19 protein-coding genes and 1 pseudogene are annotated in these 17,819 nt (G+C 40.0%); 11 read left to right on the plus strand and 9 right to left on the minus strand.

The window, feature by feature from the left end; translation table 11 throughout:
• The first annotated feature begins 129 nt into the window (after nucleotides 1–129).
• The 3 genes and pseudogenes from IQ230_RS09795 (at nucleotide 130) to IQ230_RS09805 (ending at nucleotide 2,345) form a co-directional block, all read left to right on the plus strand.
• Nucleotides 130–1,734 (plus strand): annotated as a pseudogene (locus tag IQ230_RS09795) (molybdopterin dinucleotide binding domain-containing protein).
• Nucleotides 1,735–1,762: 28 nt separating this feature from the next.
• On the plus strand, nucleotides 1,763–2,020 hold the full coding sequence (locus IQ230_RS09800) for a TIGR03643 family protein (protein WP_193931851.1): 258 nt from the start codon (nucleotides 1,763–1,765) through the stop codon (nucleotides 2,018–2,020).
• Between the two features lie 31 nt (nucleotides 2,021–2,051).
• Complete coding sequence (locus IQ230_RS09805; protein ID WP_193931824.1) at nucleotides 2,052–2,345, plus strand: hypothetical protein; 294 nt, start codon at nucleotides 2,052–2,054, stop codon at nucleotides 2,343–2,345.
• Between the two features lie 501 nt (nucleotides 2,346–2,846).
• On the opposite strand, the gene IQ230_RS09810 is transcribed toward IQ230_RS09805, so the two are convergent.
• The 4 genes from IQ230_RS09810 to IQ230_RS09825 all read right to left on the minus strand — a co-directional run bounded on the left by IQ230_RS09810 (nucleotide 2,847) and on the right by IQ230_RS09825 (nucleotide 8,112).
• Nucleotides 2,847–4,706 (minus strand): alpha-amylase family glycosyl hydrolase, encoded by a 1,860-nt coding sequence (locus IQ230_RS09810; RefSeq protein ID WP_193931825.1) that lies wholly within the window; start codon nucleotides 4,704–4,706, stop codon nucleotides 2,847–2,849.
• Between the two features lie 257 nt (nucleotides 4,707–4,963).
• Nucleotides 4,964–5,962 carry an arsenosugar biosynthesis radical SAM (seleno)protein ArsS gene (gene arsS, locus IQ230_RS09815; RefSeq protein ID WP_193931826.1) on the minus strand — a complete coding sequence of 333 codons (999 nt, stop codon included), beginning with the start codon at nucleotides 5,960–5,962 and terminating at the stop codon, nucleotides 4,964–4,966.
• A 150-nt stretch (nucleotides 5,963–6,112) separates the two neighbouring features.
• Nucleotides 6,113–7,081: an arsenosugar biosynthesis arsenite methyltransferase ArsM gene (arsM, locus tag IQ230_RS09820; protein ID WP_193931827.1), complete on the minus strand. Its 969-nt coding sequence runs from the start codon at nucleotides 7,079–7,081 to the stop codon at nucleotides 6,113–6,115.
• A 125-nt stretch (nucleotides 7,082–7,206) separates the two neighbouring features.
• On the minus strand, nucleotides 7,207–8,112 hold the full coding sequence (locus tag IQ230_RS09825; RefSeq protein ID WP_193931828.1) for a carbohydrate ABC transporter permease: 906 nt from the start codon (nucleotides 8,110–8,112) through the stop codon (nucleotides 7,207–7,209).
• Between the two features lie 3 nt (nucleotides 8,113–8,115).
• On the opposite strand from IQ230_RS09825, the gene purN reads away from it, so the two are divergent.
• Together purN and IQ230_RS09835 are read left to right on the plus strand one after the other, a co-directional pair.
• The gene (gene purN, locus IQ230_RS09830) at nucleotides 8,116–8,775 is read left to right on the plus strand and encodes a phosphoribosylglycinamide formyltransferase (protein WP_193931829.1); all 660 of its coding nucleotides are present in this window, start codon (nucleotides 8,116–8,118) and stop codon (nucleotides 8,773–8,775) included.
• A 334-nt stretch (nucleotides 8,776–9,109) separates the two neighbouring features.
• The gene (locus IQ230_RS09835) at nucleotides 9,110–9,298 is read left to right on the plus strand and encodes a hypothetical protein (protein WP_193931830.1); all 189 of its coding nucleotides are present in this window, start codon (nucleotides 9,110–9,112) and stop codon (nucleotides 9,296–9,298) included.
• 56 nt (nucleotides 9,299–9,354) lie between these two features.
• Here IQ230_RS09835 and IQ230_RS26510 read toward each other — a convergent pair whose 3' ends face one another.
• Both IQ230_RS26510 and IQ230_RS26515 read right to left on the minus strand, forming a co-directional pair.
• Nucleotides 9,355–9,543 carry an MBL fold metallo-hydrolase gene (locus tag IQ230_RS26510; protein WP_228054716.1) on the minus strand — a complete coding sequence of 63 codons (189 nt, stop codon included), beginning with the start codon at nucleotides 9,541–9,543 and terminating at the stop codon, nucleotides 9,355–9,357.
• A complete protein-coding gene (locus IQ230_RS26515) occupies nucleotides 9,533–9,715 on the minus strand; it encodes a hypothetical protein (protein ID WP_228054717.1) in 183 nt (60 codons plus the stop codon). The genes IQ230_RS26510 and IQ230_RS26515 overlap by 11 nt, the downstream gene beginning before the upstream one ends.
• 247 nt (nucleotides 9,716–9,962) lie before the next feature.
• Here IQ230_RS26515 and IQ230_RS09845 point away from each other — a divergent pair, with 247 nt between their 5' ends.
• The 5 genes from IQ230_RS09845 (at nucleotide 9,963) to metK (ending at nucleotide 15,841) form a co-directional block, all read left to right on the plus strand.
• Entirely contained in the window at nucleotides 9,963–10,223 is a 261-nt protein-coding gene (locus IQ230_RS09845; protein WP_228054718.1) for a hypothetical protein, read from the plus strand.
• A gap of 610 nt (nucleotides 10,224–10,833) precedes the next feature.
• The gene (locus IQ230_RS09850; protein ID WP_193931831.1) at nucleotides 10,834–11,190 is read left to right on the plus strand and encodes a hypothetical protein; all 357 of its coding nucleotides are present in this window, start codon (nucleotides 10,834–10,836) and stop codon (nucleotides 11,188–11,190) included.
• A gap of 21 nt (nucleotides 11,191–11,211) precedes the next feature.
• Entirely contained in the window at nucleotides 11,212–11,730 is a 519-nt protein-coding gene (locus IQ230_RS26520) for a DUF5132 domain-containing protein (RefSeq protein WP_228054719.1), read from the plus strand.
• 20 nt (nucleotides 11,731–11,750) lie between these two features.
• The gene (locus IQ230_RS27645) at nucleotides 11,751–14,663 is read left to right on the plus strand and encodes a cation-translocating P-type ATPase (RefSeq protein ID WP_193931832.1); all 2,913 of its coding nucleotides are present in this window, start codon (nucleotides 11,751–11,753) and stop codon (nucleotides 14,661–14,663) included.
• Entirely contained in the window at nucleotides 14,660–15,841 is a 1,182-nt protein-coding gene (gene metK / locus IQ230_RS09865; RefSeq protein WP_193931833.1) for a methionine adenosyltransferase, read from the plus strand. Before IQ230_RS27645 ends, metK begins: the two co-directional genes overlap by 4 nt.
• Before the next feature lie 53 nt (nucleotides 15,842–15,894).
• On the opposite strand, the gene IQ230_RS09870 is transcribed toward metK, so the two are convergent.
• Nucleotides 15,895–16,212, minus strand: coding sequence for a DUF5615 family PIN-like protein (locus tag IQ230_RS09870; protein WP_228054720.1), 318 nt, complete (start codon nucleotides 16,210–16,212; stop codon nucleotides 15,895–15,897).
• Nucleotides 16,213–16,266: 54 nt separating this feature from the next.
• On the minus strand, nucleotides 16,267–16,494 hold the full coding sequence (locus IQ230_RS09875) for a DUF433 domain-containing protein (RefSeq protein WP_193931834.1): 228 nt from the start codon (nucleotides 16,492–16,494) through the stop codon (nucleotides 16,267–16,269).
• Between the two features lie 352 nt (nucleotides 16,495–16,846).
• Here IQ230_RS09875 and IQ230_RS09880 point away from each other — a divergent pair, with 352 nt between their 5' ends.
• Complete coding sequence (locus IQ230_RS09880; RefSeq protein ID WP_193931835.1) at nucleotides 16,847–17,101, plus strand: hypothetical protein; 255 nt, start codon at nucleotides 16,847–16,849, stop codon at nucleotides 17,099–17,101.
• Between the two features lie 109 nt (nucleotides 17,102–17,210).
• On the opposite strand, the gene IQ230_RS09885 is transcribed toward IQ230_RS09880, so the two are convergent.
• Entirely contained in the window at nucleotides 17,211–17,630 is a 420-nt protein-coding gene (locus tag IQ230_RS09885; RefSeq protein ID WP_193931836.1) for a tetratricopeptide repeat protein, read from the minus strand.
• Nucleotides 17,631–17,819: the final 189 nt, after the last annotated feature.

Consider the following 17,819-nt stretch of genomic DNA (forward strand, 5'->3'; position numbering starts at 1 on the left):
AGGAAAACATCGTGAGGAATTTGTGAGGTGAGGGTAGAAACAACTGTATGGACAATCTATCTATTGAGTAGTTCTCGCATTGTTTAATTTACGCTACGTCACAGGTAAAGTCTTTTGCTACATTGCCCTATGGATACCAACCCGCAGTCCAAACCACCGTTTGACGAAACTAATGAGGATACACCTGAAATAGGTGGTGGGATACCTGTCATTGAGTATTGGGCAAAACATACGCTGTCGCCAGAAGGACCTAAGCTTTGGCAAACGCTGTTTCATCATAGTGCTTGTTTGTCTTGTTCTTGGGGTACAGGCGGACAAAAGGGGGGCTTTACAAACGAAGTAGGCGAAAAGCTGCAACGTTGCATGAAAAGTGTCGAAGCAATCTCAGCCGAAATTGACCAAGCATTTTTGCAAGCACACACCGAAGGATGGGAAGCAGTAGTAGAAGACGCGTGATCGCTTTCTTGGGAAACTATTACAGCTACCTGTGGAGTCTCGCAAGCAGAAATTGAAACAGCAGCAACGATTATCGGTACCATCAAAGAACGTTGTCTTTGGTTAGGCAATGGGTATCACGCAACACACTAATGGTGTTGATAATGTCTATAGCATTGCTAATACTGCATTAATAAGCGGTCAGATCGCCAAAATGGGAGTCGGTGTGATACCTATACGCGGACATTCTAATGTGCAAGGCTTCGGTTCTATGGGCGTGACGGTTAAACTCAAAGAAGAAATTAAGCAGGCGTTAGAACAACTTCTGGGGCGATCGCTGAATTTACCAAAAGGTTATCACACTCGCGATCTGATCGAAGAGCAGCGGGCAAAGTAGACAGTCTCATTTGTGTTGGTGGTAATCTCTATGGTGCTAATCCTGACTCGACACAAGCAAAACAAGCTTTGGGTAACATCGACACGATTATTTATCTTGCGACTAAACCTAACATTGGGCACTTCCACGGACTAGCAAAAACTAACACAATTATTATTCCTGTCCTCAATCGTTTTGAAAACCCGCACAAAACCACAGTTGAATCAGGCAATAACTTCGTCAGGCTTAATGATGAAGGTAAAACGCATTTAAAAGATGCCGATCTGATTTCAGAAGTAGAATTTTTAACAGAACTAGCACATAGATTACTAGGCGATTATCCTGTTGAGTGGCACAAGATGCAAGATACTCGTTATGTCAGGCAACTGATCGCGAGAACTATTCCAGGGTATGAAAAAATTGGGACTATCGATGACACCAAAGAAGAATTTACCATTTCTGGGCGCATTGTCACCGAACCTCACTTTAAAACCTCATCAGGAAAGGCAAAGATGTTTGCAACACCTCTACCTCATCTCACCCTACCTGAAGCCAAAGATTTTGGTATTGAAGCTGTTAATAGTCTCGTTCTCGCTTTAATGACTGGACGTAGCTACTCGCAACACAACACAGTTGTTTATAAAATTGGCGATCGCTATCGCGGAATGCCTCAACGTCACTGCATTCTGATGAACCGCATCGATGCTGAAAAAATAAATTTGGCACAAGGCGATCGCGTCACTGTACAAGGTGATGCTGGTAAATTAGACAAAATAGAAGTCATTTACGGTGCAGTCCGAGAGGGCGCCGCGTTGATGTTTTATCCAGAAGTCAATGTCATCTTTAAGGCAACAACTGAAACGCGATCCGGTACACCTGCTTATAAGCGAGTACCAGTATTAGTTTATGGCAATAAGAACTAAAATCATAATTTAGAAACTGATTTATATGATGGATATTCCTAATCTAAGTTCTGAAAGTATTGACCGCATTATTGAAATGGCATGGGAAGATCGTACGCCTTTTGAAGCGATTACTCTTCAATTTGGGCTAACAGAACAACAAGTAATTGCCTTGATGCGGCGTGAAATGAAAGAATCGAGTTTTAAGATGTGGCGTAAGCGCGTCAGTGGACGTCAGACAAAGCACCTCAAGCAACGTAGTTTTGATCGAGGACGATTTCGCTCTCAAAATCAAAAGGGATCTTAGTGTAATATCCAAAATTACTGGGAAAATAAAAATGACATCGATTAATAACGAATACCCTGACAACTTAATGCCAACCTTATTAGAGATACGCGATAGTGGTCAGTGCCGCACGCTAGAGTTTTCTTGTGTCGTTGATACACTAAAAACGACAGGTCATGAGGATGTCGCTGTTTGGTTAGAAAAGCATCAAGCAAGCTATCATGAAATCGTGACGCAAGACTTTGCGCAATGGCTCAAAGAACATTTTCCTGATGAACCAGAATCTATCGCCCAAGACGCAGCCGCAGCAACAGGCTTAGATATGCCAGAAGATTCTTTTAGTTAATCCTAACAGTAGGTAGTTGAGCGATCGCTTTTCAATATTTAAACGTTTTGCCTAAATGCGATCGCCTCGCGTATTAACCGAAATTTAGATAGTACGTAGATTTACCGAAAATTATTATATTTTAGTGTGCGAAAGCACACTTTGTTTGCATAGCCCCGACTTTAGTCGAAGGGTATCTTATTAAGCAATATTACTTACACACTTTAGTAATTTTGTCAATGTCTGTTCATCCTAATGATAGATGTCCAAAGCTAAAAGTAAACAATAATATACAAATGGTTGCATCTATAGCTTTGTAGTTATTTATCGCAGTATGAATAAACTTTTGAATAATAGACTTTACTTGTGGATAGGCGTAGTGTCATTTCTAGTGCTGTACTGGGTTGCAGCTAATGTATTTTTGTAATCTTTGATGAGGAGATGGAAGTATTAGCCTTTTTAATGAGTACTACTGCATCTCCTAGAAATTAACTCAAGATAGCTAGCCATACGTATCATTGGTTAGCTATTTTCATCTTTAGTCCAAATGCGCCCATAGTTACCAGGGATAGTAATCCAAGTCTCTTCAAGTTGAGGAACATCATTCAAGTTTTCGCCGTGTAGTTCCTCACGATAGTTTCCACCCATAGGAAACCAAAAGGGTACAGTTTGCGCAGTGTCTCCAAAATTCAATGCAACTAAGCTAAAAGCATTTTGTTCGTAGCGCGAGAACAGCAAGACATTTTTAGCATGATAGCGATCAAAATGATTGTAAAAGAAATGTTCCCCTGTGCGAAACTGCGATCGCTCTCGACGAAGTTTGACTAACTTGCGTACCAAAGAAATGACACTTTTACCGATAGGATCGTAGAAGTAATCCCAACGAACAGGACGAAACAACATCACACGCCCAAAACCTTGATCGGGGATATAGTAATTTTCGCCAAACTCTTGTCCTTGCCATAACATGGGAATACCACTCGCCGTTAGCATTCCAATCAGATACGGTTGAACTTTGTACCACAGATTGCGATCGCCTTCCTTTAACAACTCATTATCGCGGTTGATTACTCCAAAATTGCAGACAAACCGAGGATGATCGTGATTCTCAATATATTGCAGCACTGTTTTTTCGAGAGTGTCATCATTCGTTGTGACTGTTTGAGGATAATCAATCAAACCAAAGCGAAACCCCAAATTTGTTAATTCATCACGATTACCTGAAGCAACTCCTTTAACCGCACCCAGCGTTTCATTTTGCCAAGTACAGTTACTATAAGTTTTTGCTAAAATTTCTTGCGGTCCTTCTAATTGTTCTGCACACTGAATCAAATTAATCTTGTCGTTATTAAAAAATCTTTGCCAGTATCCGCCAGCACTTTGCTTATCTTTGATTGTTTGATAAGTATTGAACGTTAAACTTGCATAACCTACACCTGTTGCACCATCCCAATAGTTAGGAACGCAATCGTAGCGAAAACCATCTACGTGATATGTCTCAATCCAGTGATAATTAACTGTATAAAAGAAGTCTTGAGTAAATTGACGATTGAAATCAGTACTTTCGCCAAAATAATCTTTAGCAAAAGTTCCCATAAAAGGATTTTCGCGATAACCTAACTGGCGATAAACATAGCTGTAAGGAAAACTATCACTAGTATGACCATAGACTGCATCTAAAATCACCGCAATCTTTCTTTGATGTGCAGCATCGATCAACCGTTGTAAATCTTTGCGATTACCAAATCTTTCATCTACCCCAAAATAACCAATAGGTAAAAATCCCCAATCGACAGTCATCCCCACATTAGAAACTGGCATGACTTCAATACAGTTAATACCTAAATCTGCTAGATAATCAAGTTGAGCGATCGCACCATCAATATCACCGCCAAACTCATTAATCATCAGTTCATACAGAACCAAATCCTTTAATACAGGTGTTTTCCAGTCTTTTTCTTCTTGACTCCATTCATAAGGACGATATCCTAACGTAAATGCAGATAGTTTCCCAACACCAAATTCTCTAGCAAAAGGATCGATAATCCAATCAATTTCAGTGCGATCGCGATGTCTTAAGCAATAGCGATAAACATAAGTTCCTTCACTTCCCCATGCTGAATTAGGACGCTTCCTTTGGGTAAACGCTTCACTTTTAATATCTACTTTAACTGACCAATAATCACCGTATTCTGAATCTAATGAATGTGTTAATTCAAACTCATGGGGAGGAATATCTTGGAGAAATTGATCTTTCTCGTGAATAATTTTTAACCACAACTGATAGCCATCATTTGCAGATACCCAAGGAAGAAATAGCCCAAAATCTACAACCCCACCAGCGACTTCTCTAGCACCTAGCTTATCCAATGGTAAAATCATGACAAATCCTCTTTGAAACGCATTTTTGGATAAAGACAAACTTATCTACCAAATGTATATGCAGATTTTCGGAAGATTCATTAAAGATAAGCAAATTAAATCAAGACTTTAAATCATGTCCGTCTACACAATTGTAATATTTGTAAGTAAGGTCAACTATAAACACAAAACCTATCTTTATATGTTTTTATAAGTCTTTTTTTAGTTAGTCCACAGAGGTGGAATTTGTTTATATAGCTGCGACTAAAGTCGCCAAGCTAATCTTCAACCAAAGCACCACCACAACTAGAACCCGAACCAGCAGTACAACCATAGCAATAAGGTGCTGTTTGGATTTCATCAATTAAATCTAAAGTTCCAGCTTCGAGTAGTGTGGTAACAGTTAGTACTTCGCCATTACGAGTTTTTGCAGGTAGATTCATCATTTGATTAAAATCACAATCATAAATATTTCCTAGATAATCTACTGATAATTCATTGCGGCACATTAAATGCTCTATAGTATTTGCATTAAAATTATCTTCTAAAAACTTTAAGTAGGGAACGTATAGTTTTTGACGTTGTAAATATCCAGCACTTCTACCTACGGGTAAATTGGCGATCGTAAAGAGGTGATTAAATACAATACCAAAATGTTCTTGCAAGAACATTTTATAAGTTTGTTCTAGCTTACCTTGCTCTGGAGGTAGAGAAAATTTCTCTTCACTTATAGGTAATTGAGGATTAAATACTAAATCTAAAATAAGATTTGGCTCTTTGCCATATCCTTGTTGATTGAGCCATTGTAAAGCCCGAATAGACGCATCAAATACACCATAACCACGCATCTTATCAACATTATCTGATAAATAGCAAGGCAGTGATGCTACAACATGAAGTTGATTTTGAGCAAAAAACTCTGGTAGATCCGCAAAGCCTGGTTCAAAATAAATCACCAGATTAGAACGTACAATAACTTCTTTCCTTGCAATTCTCGCAGCTTGTACTAATGGTTTGAACCCATAGTTCATTTCTGGTGCACCACCAGTTAGATCGACAATCTCAATCTCAGGAAAAGTTTGGATAACTTGAATTAATTGTTCGCAAACTTCAGGAGAAAGTTCTTCAGTACGTTTTGGTCCTGCTTCGACATGACAATGCGTACAAGCTAAGTTACAACGCCTTCCCAAATTAATTTGTAGTACTTTAACTTTGCTTTTAGTAAAAGATGAACAAAGTTTTGATTGAAATGGTGTCAGTGATAGTGTTTCTGTCATGGTAAATAATTGTGTTGATCGCTTGGCGATTAAAATCGCAGCTATATAAACAAATTCCACCTCTGTGGACTAGCTAAAAATAAGACTTATAGAATCTTATAAAGATGTGTTTTAGCTGTGTTTTCAACTACTCAGTTCGTTTATTTATAATTAGCAACAGCCACCGCCAACATAATGCCATGTTGAGTCAGTAATCATAACTTGTTGTTGTAATAAAGAGCCAAGTTTTCTGGCTGTTTTATCACAGACAACTGCTGGTACGCCACGTTGTAAAATGTGACCATTAGCATCATCAAATATTTCTTCTTTGCCGCAATATATAGCAGTTTTACCTGTAAAAATACACGCTCCATCTTGTGGAATTGGTACTTTAAAAGCTACTGAATCGAGACTTTCTAAGAGCAAATCTGCTTCTAAATTATATGTGTCACAATCTAGTAATCGATAAGGACGACGTGCTCGAATTTCTACTTGACCAAAGCCAGCATCAACGATTTTGTCAATATACTGTTCGTAGGTAAGTGCGCCGGATAAGCACATTGCTCGCAATCTCTCGTCTTGTTGTAAATGTGTCGGTATGGGGCGAGTGGCGATTGGATCGCTCATTTGCAATCTTCCACCAGATTTTAACACCCGAAACGCTTCTTTAAGTGCCTGAGAAAGGTCGTCTGATGCAAAAATATTGAATAAACAATTTTGGGCAACGATATCAACTGAAGTATCTGCAACGGGTAAGGTAAACGCATCACCTTCTCTAATTTCAACAAAGCTAGGATCGAACCAAGGATTCTGTTGTGCAGCAATTTCTAGATTCTGCTTCGCAGCCGAACGCATCGCTGCAACAGGTTCTACCGCAATCACACCACTAGGACGACGGGAGAAATAGGCAAACTGTAGTGCTTCTAAACCACCACCTACACCAACATATAGTACTGTTGGTTGATTAACAAGTTCAGCTGGATGAACAGTGGTCCCACAGCCATAGTTCATTTGTTGCATTTGCAATGGAATATTGAGTCCTGGAAATTGCAGAGGACTGCTTTGAACGCAACAAAGTCCAACTTGGGGTGTTTGGGCAACTTCACTGTAAAATTGCGCTGCGGTTTCTAAATAAGTCATTCACTTTCAACGATTCCGGCGTTTTAATTCTAGCGAGAACAGCCTCAATGAGATATACATATTTAGGTGAACATAATCAAAAATCACATCTTTTTAAGTTAAGGAAATGACCAGTTACCAATTACTTAATCCGACTCTTCACTCCAAGTCCGCATCTGTAAATAAACTAAAACGAGTGCGACTGCTAAGAGTACCGTAGCTGCTGCTGCTGCGTAACCAAAATCAAATTGGGCAAATGCTTCCTGATATATATAGTAAACCAATAAATTAGTCGAATTTAAAGGACCTCCCCCTGTAACGACATAAACTTGCTCAAAACTTCGTAAGGTAAATATTACAGTTGTAATCGTTGCAAATATCAGAGTTGGTCGCAATCCTGGTAAAGTAATATGCCAAAACTGTTGCCAAGCATTAGCCCCGTCAATTTCAGCAGCTTCGTAGCGACTCGGTGGAATCGCCTGTAATCCCGCCAAGAAGACAACCATATTGAAACCTAATTGCTTCCAAATGCTGAGTAAAATCAAAATTGGCATTGCCCAAACCGTACTTCCTAGCCAAGGAATTGGTTCAATTCCAAAAGAACTTAAAAAAGCGTTAACAGGACCATTCGTTTGAAATAACCAGCGAAATCCTAATCCTGCTGCAACTAAAGAGGTAATGGAGGGAAGAAAATAGGCACTGCGGAAGAAATCTCGTAGGATAACAGCACGGTTTAGGAGTGCGGCTAGCCCTAGAGGAATGACTAAACTAGGAATAACTGTGGCAATAGTGAAGTAGGCTGTGTTTCCCAAGACTTGCCAAAAATCAGGTGTGAGAAGTAAACGCAAGTAGTTCCTCAAACCAACCCAGCGAATACCTGCTGAGGTAAAACTACCTGTGGTAAAGCTGAGATAAAACAAGTAAGCAATTGGGTATAGCAAGAATATTCCCAAGATAATCGCTGCTGGTGCGAGAAAAACCCACGCGGCGATCGCCTGATTGTCCAACCACGATTTACTATATCGAGGAGTATCTATCTTCTTACCCTGCATTCGATGTCCAGTAATTTAAATCAATTTAGCCTTGATTCTACTCTGAGTCTGGTTTCTCCCTCAGTATCGCTGAGTGACATAACAATAGAAGTCCCACTGAAATTAGGAATTCTCGCCTCTGGTAATGGAAGTAATTTTGCAGCCGTTGCCGAAGCGATCGCGCAAGGTAAACTTAATGCTCACATCCAAGTTCTCATTTACAATAACCCAGAAGCTAAAGCCGCACAACGCGCTCAAGAGCAAGGAATTCCAGCTACATTATTAAATCACCGCGATTTTCCATCTAGAGAAGACTTAGATGCGCAAATTGTCAAGACTTTACGCGAATACGATGTCGAATGGGTAATTATGGCAGGTTGGATGCGAATTGTCACTCCATTTCTGATCAATGCTTTCCCCAATCGAATAATTAACATTCACCCTAGTTTATTACCCAGCTTTAAAGGTGTCCGCGCAATTGAACAAGCACTAGCTGCAAAGGTAAAAATCACAGGCTGTACAGCACACTTTGTCACTCTTGAAGTAGACAGTGGTGAGATTTTGCTTCAAGCCGCCGTGCCCATATTACCCGACGATACCCTAGAGACGCTTCATGCGCGTATTCAAGTTCAAGAACATCGAATCTTACCGCAGGCGATCGCACTAGCTGCCTATCAATATTAAATGTTGGTGTAACTTAGACTAAATTAAGCCAAAAACTCAATCCAATCAGACTAGATACTCTTTTATCTGCTCACAAGTTCCTCAAATTGTTTTCATAACATTAAAGTGTTCGCAATAATGACTCAATAGTTAGATGCTAAGCAGCAAAAAATAGCACATTCAACCTAAAGACACACAAGACAGAAATTACATTCGCAAGAAAGTTGAAGTATCTTGCAGAACTTATCGCAGATTATCTTAAATTGCCTCAATCATAACCTATGCATCATCTACAACACTGAAACTAATAAATAGGCAGTCATTCGCTAATCTCTTAAGTCAAATAGGAGGAAATATGTTTGCCAGCAACAAAATTAAAGCTTTTTTGCAAGCTGTATTCCAAATTCCTGTGCAATTCGTTCGTTATCTATGGGAAGGAGTAAGTAGAATTTTTAGCCCTAGTGACGATCGCTATCCATCCACTGGAGTTCAGCCCTTTGAAGGAGAACCGGCTGACGATAAAAGAAGAAGACATGAGTGGTAAGATTGCAACAGTTTTTTGAGTGCATCGATCTTGGTTCTACATCGCAGTGAGAGTATTCACAGATTAAAGTTGTAAGTTTCGCCGTGGCTGAGATACTGCACGCGATCGCTCAATCCTGCATTTTCTACTGCTTGCATAAAGTCTTCAACTGGCGACTTAAACACAGTGTAATCGTTGTAATGAATTGGTATACTTAGCTGCGGCGCAATAATTTGAATTGCCTGGACTCCTTGTTTAGCATCCATAGCCTAGATGTACGAGATCGCCTTGGTGTAAGAAGTTAGGATCGGTGAGAATCGTAAATCCAGCATAACGTAGCAAAACTGTCGCCGTACCAATAAATAGAAGTGAACCAGTTTCTAACTGAGGTACTTCACTATTGTCTGTTGGTAGAACGAGTTCTCGTACTTCACTCATATACCACTGATGAGTCGATACACCTCAACTTAGCCATCTGTGATTGCAGAAATACCCTATCTTCAGACTTAGATTCTGAATGAAGTTGCTCTCAATCTTCATTTTTTGTATTTATGAGTACAACTTATAGACACATACAAATCTATCTAGTGAATAGCTAAGACACGCTACAAGGATGAAGTTGTGTCTTTTGGAACTATTAATAATTAAAGTATCATCTGTATTGGCATCAGGAGATCGGCATCGTATGTTTAGTATTGGAGACTATGTTTTTCATCAAAATACAGGTCACATAGGTAAAGTTATTGGATATGGATACGAAATCTTTGATAACGTTTACACAACAACACTGAAAGTGCTGCTAACAAGTGACAGCAATTCTGAACATAAAGGAGTAGTAGAGGATGTGATATCAAATTGGGTTCAATATTTATCTCAATCTGATTCAACTTTTGAAAATAAGAGTTCTCAAGCTAACAACATAACTAATAACTCAGCAGTTGCTTAATAAGTAAGTTGGCAGTGCTTCTTTTCAAATTTTAGTGTTGAATGTAACAAATAGTTCTCCTAAATTTTTCGTAAAACTTGGTGTTGGGAGTAGAAAATAGGAGAGCGAGAAGAGGGAAATTGCTTGTCAAGAAAGCCTTTGTGCTGATTAAGCAGTTTCCCTGATTGCCGTAAACTCAGGAGAGTTTAGCGAAGTAAGTTTTATACTTCTATTAGAAATTCATAGTTGTGGTAGAAACGTCCAATATTAGCTAAAGCTTAAAACACATAAGTTCATATTATTTTATATAAGTTGACTTATTAGCTGGATTTTGGGCTGATTTCAACAAAATTATTGCTTGCTCACAAGTTCCTCAAATTATTTTTATAAGTTCAAAGTGTTAGCACAATAATCGCTTCTTTATGCTAAGCACAGAGGGAGGAAAAATTTAAGGATTAAGATAATGAGCAGCAGAACACAATAAAAAATTTATAGCAACCTTATTTGAGTTGTGTCATCTTTTTGCAACGAACCGCAATGCACGCATAGGTGCATCAGTAGTTTCTTGTAGAATAGGGCACATAGAAAAATCAATAGGATAACTATTCAATAAATCAAAGAAATACAGCCGATGACTAAAACAATTGTGAATTTAACTTTGCCAATTCTCTTAGAAGAAATTGAGCTAGCACTCAATCAATATCCTCATCATCCATACCAGCAAGCTTTTTCTAATCCTGACTTCCGTCAAGAATTAATTGCTTATGTTTTGAGTAGGGTTTTTAGTAAGTATGTCGTTGTTGATGATGAAAAACGGCAGCATACTGATCTTAAAAAGATGTACCAAAAACCAGATCAAAAACAAGAAAGAGAAGCTTACATCCATGAGGGAATTCATTATCTTGTTGATAAATATGCTGAATATGTCTATCACCATATTCCCTCCGAAGTAAATTCGGGTTCTATACCTTCTAACTGGTTTGGATAATTGACAATGAGGAGTGAATGAATGACATCAAATGAGTTACATTTTGAAGTTTCAGACATGATTACTGGATTAACAGCCGCGATCCTTGCGCCGATTGTTTTTCCTGCTGCGGCAACATTAAATCATCCAGTAACTAAAGCAATTCTTAAAGAGGGAATCATTTTATCAGAGAAAGTCCAAGAAGCAACAGCACAAACAGAAGAAACAATCGCAGATTTAGTTGCAGAAGCAAAGGCAGAATTAATTGCCCGACGTGAAGGTGAGACGAGTTCAACCTTGATAGGAAACACGCACAATTCACGAGCTACTGAGTACATTATTGATGCATTTAAAGATATAAATACTCAAGTACGACAAGCTACTAATAATATGGCTGATTTACAATTATTACTACCACTAGGATTAGGCGCGATCGCCTTGCGTCAACTACTCACAAAAGGGCTACAAATTGAAGAAATTCCTTGGTACGTTCTAGCTTGGTATGCTTTTGATAGTTTTATCAAACTCAACGAAACACCAACATCGCGATCGCTTGAATAAGAGGCTAAGAGGCAATTTAGGTGATTCAAGCAATACATAACGTAGTTCCAGGAAGAGCAAGATATCGCGTTGAAAAGCTTTATCGCTGTAAAGAACTCAAAGAGCATTTAGAATTTCATTTATCCCAGCAATTAGGCATCATTAGTACTAGTGCAAACATTTTAACAGGAAATATTTTAGTTCTTTTTGAGTTAAATCTTAGTACTGATCGAGTTAAAGAATTAGTTGCAGAAATTGAACAAAATTACAGCCCAAAAATTGCTGTAAATCATCAAAAATTAAATAGCAATTTGCAACAAAAAAGTGATGATTGGTATGCACTCGACATCGATACTGTTTTGGCAGAGTTGCAAACATCAGACACCGGATTAACGCAAGTAGTTGCTCATAAAAACTTACAGAAGTACGGGACAAACACATTACCAGAAACAGCAACCCGCTCAGAACTTAGGATTTTACTTGAGCAATTTCAGTCATTACCCGTTGGCTTATTGTGTATTGCAGCAGGGTTATCAGTGGCGACTGGAGGACTTGCAGATGCTGCGGTTATTATGGGTGTTGTTGGTATTAATGCAGCAATTGGTTATATTACCGAAAGTCAGTCAGAAAAAATTATTCATTCGCTCAAAAGCCGCGATCGCCCGTTAACTTCTGTCTTACGCGATCGCCAAATTGTTGAAATTAACACCGCAGAAATTGTTCCAGGAGATATTTTAGTTCTTAAAGCAGGAAACTATGTCGCCGCTGATGCAAGGTTAATAGCAACAGAAAATCTGAGTATCGATGAATCTGCACTGACAGGCGAAAGCTTACCCGTGAGTAAAAGCACTGCATCACTGATTGCTGCTGATATTTCTTTGGGCGATCGCATCAACATGGCTTACAAAGGAACGTTAGTGCTTGGGGGACAAGGTTTAGGAGTTGTTGTAGCGACAGGTAAGTTTACCGAAATCGGTAAAATTCAAGCCATGATCAGTCAAACTCCGGTACAAACAACACCCTTAGCGCGACAACTTGATGAAGTTGGTTCGCAACTTGTAATGCTTGCGAGTGGAGTTTGCACCCTCGTATTTGCTGCGGGATGGCTGCGAGGATACGGTTTGCTACAAATGCTCAAAACATCAATATCACTTGCTGTTGCAGCTGTTCCTGAAGGTTTACCCACGATTGCAACGACAATTTTGGCGCTGGGTATCCAAGATATGCGCAAGCATAAAGTCCTCGTACGAAGTCTTAATGCAGTTGAAGCCCTGGGTGCAGTACAAAAAATTTGCCTCGATAAAACTGGCACAATTACCAAAAATCAAATGTCTGTTGTCGAGATTCATACCGACACAAAATTGTCCCTCGTAGACGGAGATCTCAACATAATAGCAGATGCTTGCACTCTCAAACTTATTCAAGTTGCAGTTTTGTGTAATGAAAGTGTTGTGACACGCGATTGCCACGGCGAATATGTTGTTACAGGTTCAGCAACCGAGAATGCTTTAGTTTACATGGCGATCGCCGCTGGTATTGATGTTTTAGCACTCCGCGAACAATATCCCTTAGTAGACACTAAGCCGCGTGCAGAAAATCGCAACTATATGAGGATGTTGCGTCGAGGTTCCCTCGACGCCCTGTCATCCGTGAGTACGCAACATCAGCATCAGCAACACTTTGCGGTTAAAGGAAGTCCTGGAGAAGTTCTTGATTTGTGCCATTGGCGGCTAAATGATGGCGCAAGAGTCCCGCTTACCGCCGCCGAACGACTGGCGATCGCACTAGAAAACGATCGGATGGCAGGTAAAGCTTTAAGAGTACTAGGCGTTGCTTACGGATATGAAAGTACTGAGTTGGTTTGGTTAGGCTTAATCGGTATGGCAGATCCGGTACGTCATGGTGTCAAAAATTTGATTGGGCAATTTCATCAAGCGGGGATTGATACAGTCATGATTACTGGCGATCAAACTCCTACAGCTTATGCAATTGGGAAAGAATTACAGTTAAGTCGCAACGATCAAATCCAAATTTTAGATGCGCAGGATTTAGTTAACGTTGACCGCGAGGCACTGCAAGCTTTGTGCGATAAAGTCGATATCTTTGCGCGAATTAGCCCTGTAAATAAACTGCAAATCGTCCAAGCGCTACAAGCAGTGGGTAAAGTTGTGGCAATGACAGGTGATGGAATTAACGATGCACCCGCCTTAAAATCTGCCAATGTCGGTGTTGCGATGGGAACGGGAACCGATGCTGCGCGAGAAGTTGCAGATATTATTTTAGAAGACAACAATCTCGCAACAATGATTGTTGCAGTCAGTCAAGGACGGACAATTTACAACAATATCCGCAAAGCTGTCCATTTTTTGCTCGCTACAAACCTGAGCGAAATTATAGTGATGGCGATCGCCACAGCAGGAGGTTTTGGTCAACCTTTAAATGCACTACAATTACTATGGCTCAATTTAGTCACAGATATCTTTCCCGCACTGGCTTTAGCGTTAGAACCTGCGGAACCTGATGTTTTACAAACACCGCCGCGTAGTCCAGATGAGTCAATTATCAAAGCATCCGATTTTCAAAGAATTTTGTTTGAATCAACGATATTATCTGGCAGTACTTTAGCAGCTTACGCCTACGGAGTTACTCGATATGGTATCGGATTGCGGGCAAGTACGATCGCCTTTATGAGCTTAACACTAGGGCAACTCTTGCACGCTCTGAGTTGCCGCACTGAACGTAGCATTATTGAGAATATCCCCGCTAATCAGTATTTAAATCTAGCGTTAGCTGGGTCAATGACTTTACAGTTCGTTGTTTTAGCCCCTGGATTGCGCGATTTATTAAAGCTTGCACCGTTAGATGGATGGGATTTAATTGTCATCGCTGGCAGTGCGTTGTTTCCGTTGGTTGTCAATGAAAGTACGAAGCAATTTCACGGTACACAGCTATGAAACAGGACTTTATGTTCACCTCAGAATCTGTCACTGAGGGACATCCTGATAAACTTTGCGATCGCATTAGTGATGCCATTGTCGATCGCTTTTTGCAGCAAGATCCTTATGCGCGAGTGATTACCGAGTGTGCGGTTTCTACTGCAATTGTCTTTATTGCGGCGAGGTTTGAACCAAACACAAATGTTGATTTTACTAACATTGCCCGCCAAGTGATTGAACAGGTGGGTTACGATCAACCCGCGTTTAATGCCAAAACGTGTAGTATATTAACTAGCCTCAAAGAATTGCCCTGCGATCACCTGTATCATTTTGACGATCAGTTAACTGATGCAGACATTGAGCAAATTCCGGTCAAAAATCAAGTCACAGTTTTTGGCTTTGCTTGCAAACAAACTCCGGCGTTGATGCCATTACCCATTTGGCTAGCGCACAAACTAGCGAAGCAATTAAGTACTGTCAATCACAAAAACATTCTTCCCTATCTTGCGCCTGATGGTAAAACCCAAGTAGGAGTTGAGTATCGCGATCGCAAACCTTATCGCATTCACAGTATCACCATTGTTGCAAGTCAAGACACCACTCAACCTGATTTAGCACAACTACAAGATGACATCCGTCAAACAGTCATTGATGCGGTATTTGCTGATGAAGATATTCGTCCCGATGCTGCAACGAGAATTTTTATTAACCCTGAAGGTTTATTTATTACAGGTGGTCCTTATGTCCATGCTGGATTAACAGGGAGAAAGAATGCAATTGATACCTACGGTGAATACTCTAAGCATAGCGGTGCAGCTTTAAGTGGTAAAGATCCGATCCGCATTGATCGCATAGGTGCATATATGGCACGGTATGCAGCAAAAAATATCGTCGCGGCAAATTTGGCAGATGAGTGTGAAGTACAACTCAGTTATTCTATCGGACTAGCTCGCCCAGTCAGCATCCAGGTTGAAACCTTTGGTACAGGCAAAATTTCTGACACTGAATTGACAACACTTCTAGAACAGCATTTTGATTTTCGCTTAGCAGCGATCGTGCGGAACTTTAAATTACGTTATCTCCCTGCACTCACTCCAGGTGGATTTTATACAAAACTTGCTGCTTACGGTCATGTCGGCAGAATGGATATACATTTACCGTGGGAAGCAACCGATAAAGTTAATGCATTGGTATAGACTTGTCTTTTGAAAGAGAGTAGAGAATGATGTTATTTTAAGATCAAAAAATTTCACCGAATAGGCAACTTTCGATACCGCATACCATTATCTTCTATCGTAATAGCTACTCCCTCAACAAGTACTTGCTCTAACTGCGGCAAAACTTCTAGTAACCTCTGCGATCCTAAATCAGGATGTGCAGAAGACAGCCGGAGAGTAATCAAACTAGGTTGAACATAACCACCTAAAGCAACTAATGCAGAAAAATCTAAATCTTGCGTAAGCACAATCCGATTCTCTACTCGTGCGAGTTCTAAAATCTCTGTATCGGTTGCAGTTGTAGGCAGTACTTCAGTGACACGTATAATATCGTAGCCCTGTTTTTGCAACGCTGCGACTGTTAATGGAGTAAATATGAATGTCTGCTATAAATCTCAGTTCATTCATGCAGAACGAACACTAATAAATTGGTCTGAGACTACCCATGCAGCATAGTTAAGAGCTTGTTGAATGTCTTCAGGCTCAAGTTCAGGGTACGCCTCAACAATCTGCTGAATCGACATACTTGCTAGAAGTTTCAGAACGAAGGCTACTGTGATTCGCATACCACGAATAGTAGGTTGTCCAAGACAGATGTTAGGATCGATGACAATACGATTAACCTCTTCCATAACGATGTAGTTTCGAGCATGAGAACTGCTGTCAGCAACAAGCTTGTAGAGCTAATACCAACTTAGCAAACAACAGGTTAACCTAGGCATTTTTCTGCATACTCAAACAATTCTAAAAATTTGAGTGCTTTATTTGAGCAATCACTAGCTTATCAATAGAAGTTTCATGGAGCATATTTCTCAAATTCCTCCAATGGCTCGTCAAAATCATCTTTGCCAGTACCCTGCAAAACATTTTACGACCAACCAGTAGGCATCTGGATTGCTGTTTAATTAACAAAAACCTATATTTTGCTCCAAGCTTCCCCAAATTTTTTAAACTTAAGGTGAAGTCAACGGAGGGAGTTTCAGTATGAATACCGATCATATTGAACAGGAAGCTCGTGAGGCAATGGCACAACAGCGCCAGCAAGAAGAGCATTTGCAGCAATCAATGTTGAGCCGTTCTGAGGCGGAAGTTGATACACCACCTGGTAGTCACACCGCAGAAGAAGCGAGAGAATTGATGATTGAGCAACGCCAGCAAGAAGAGCAGTTACAACAGTCAATGCTGAATCGTTCTGCTGCTGAAGTAGGTTTGTCTCGCGATAAGTTTTCTCAGAAGTAGCTTGAGTTTAATTAGGATAACAAGTCTTACTGTTATTCATTGCCAAGGTAGCTATTGTGGGCTATCTTGGCTTACCGAGAAGAAAAATCAACATAGATACTAAATACGTTTAAGCTACATTTTTTATTCTTTCAGCATCTTGGATACCAAGCAGCTTGTTCCACACCTGAGTAATTTTTTGCCACCATGATTGACGATTGATTCCTAGTGCCTTGTTATAACTCACGTATGACTGTTGATAGCGCCCTAAATAATGCAGGGCTGCGCCGCGAATTAACCATGCTTCTTGATGCTCAAAATCGAGTTCTAGGGCTTTCTCACAACTGATAAGGGCTTCTGAGTACCTTTCTAAATGTACCAATACAACCCCTCTCAACACCCAACTGCTAGGATCGTCATCTCGAATTGCTACAGCTTTGTTAATATTTGCTAGCGCTTCTAAGTAGTGACCTGAGTTAGCTAACGCTGCACCCCTAGCAAACCAGACTTGGTAACTATTCATCGGTGTTGCTTTGTCGAAGCTTGTCATTATCACAGCCATATGAGTATGTCAGATAAGCCCACAATTTAAAGGTAGTATATTTGTTGCTTTCCCATGCTGTAGAAATTACGGTAACTATTGTAAATCTTTCGATAATATATTGGGAACGGCGATCGCACAAAAAATGTATTAGTTTTCTACAAATCGGTTGTACCAATCACCTAAGGCTAAAGTGTC

The organism is Gloeocapsopsis crepidinum LEGE 06123 (assembly GCF_015207655.1).
Taxonomy (GTDB): Bacteria; Cyanobacteriota; Cyanobacteriia; order Cyanobacteriales; family Chroococcidiopsidaceae; genus Gloeocapsopsis; species Gloeocapsopsis crepidinum.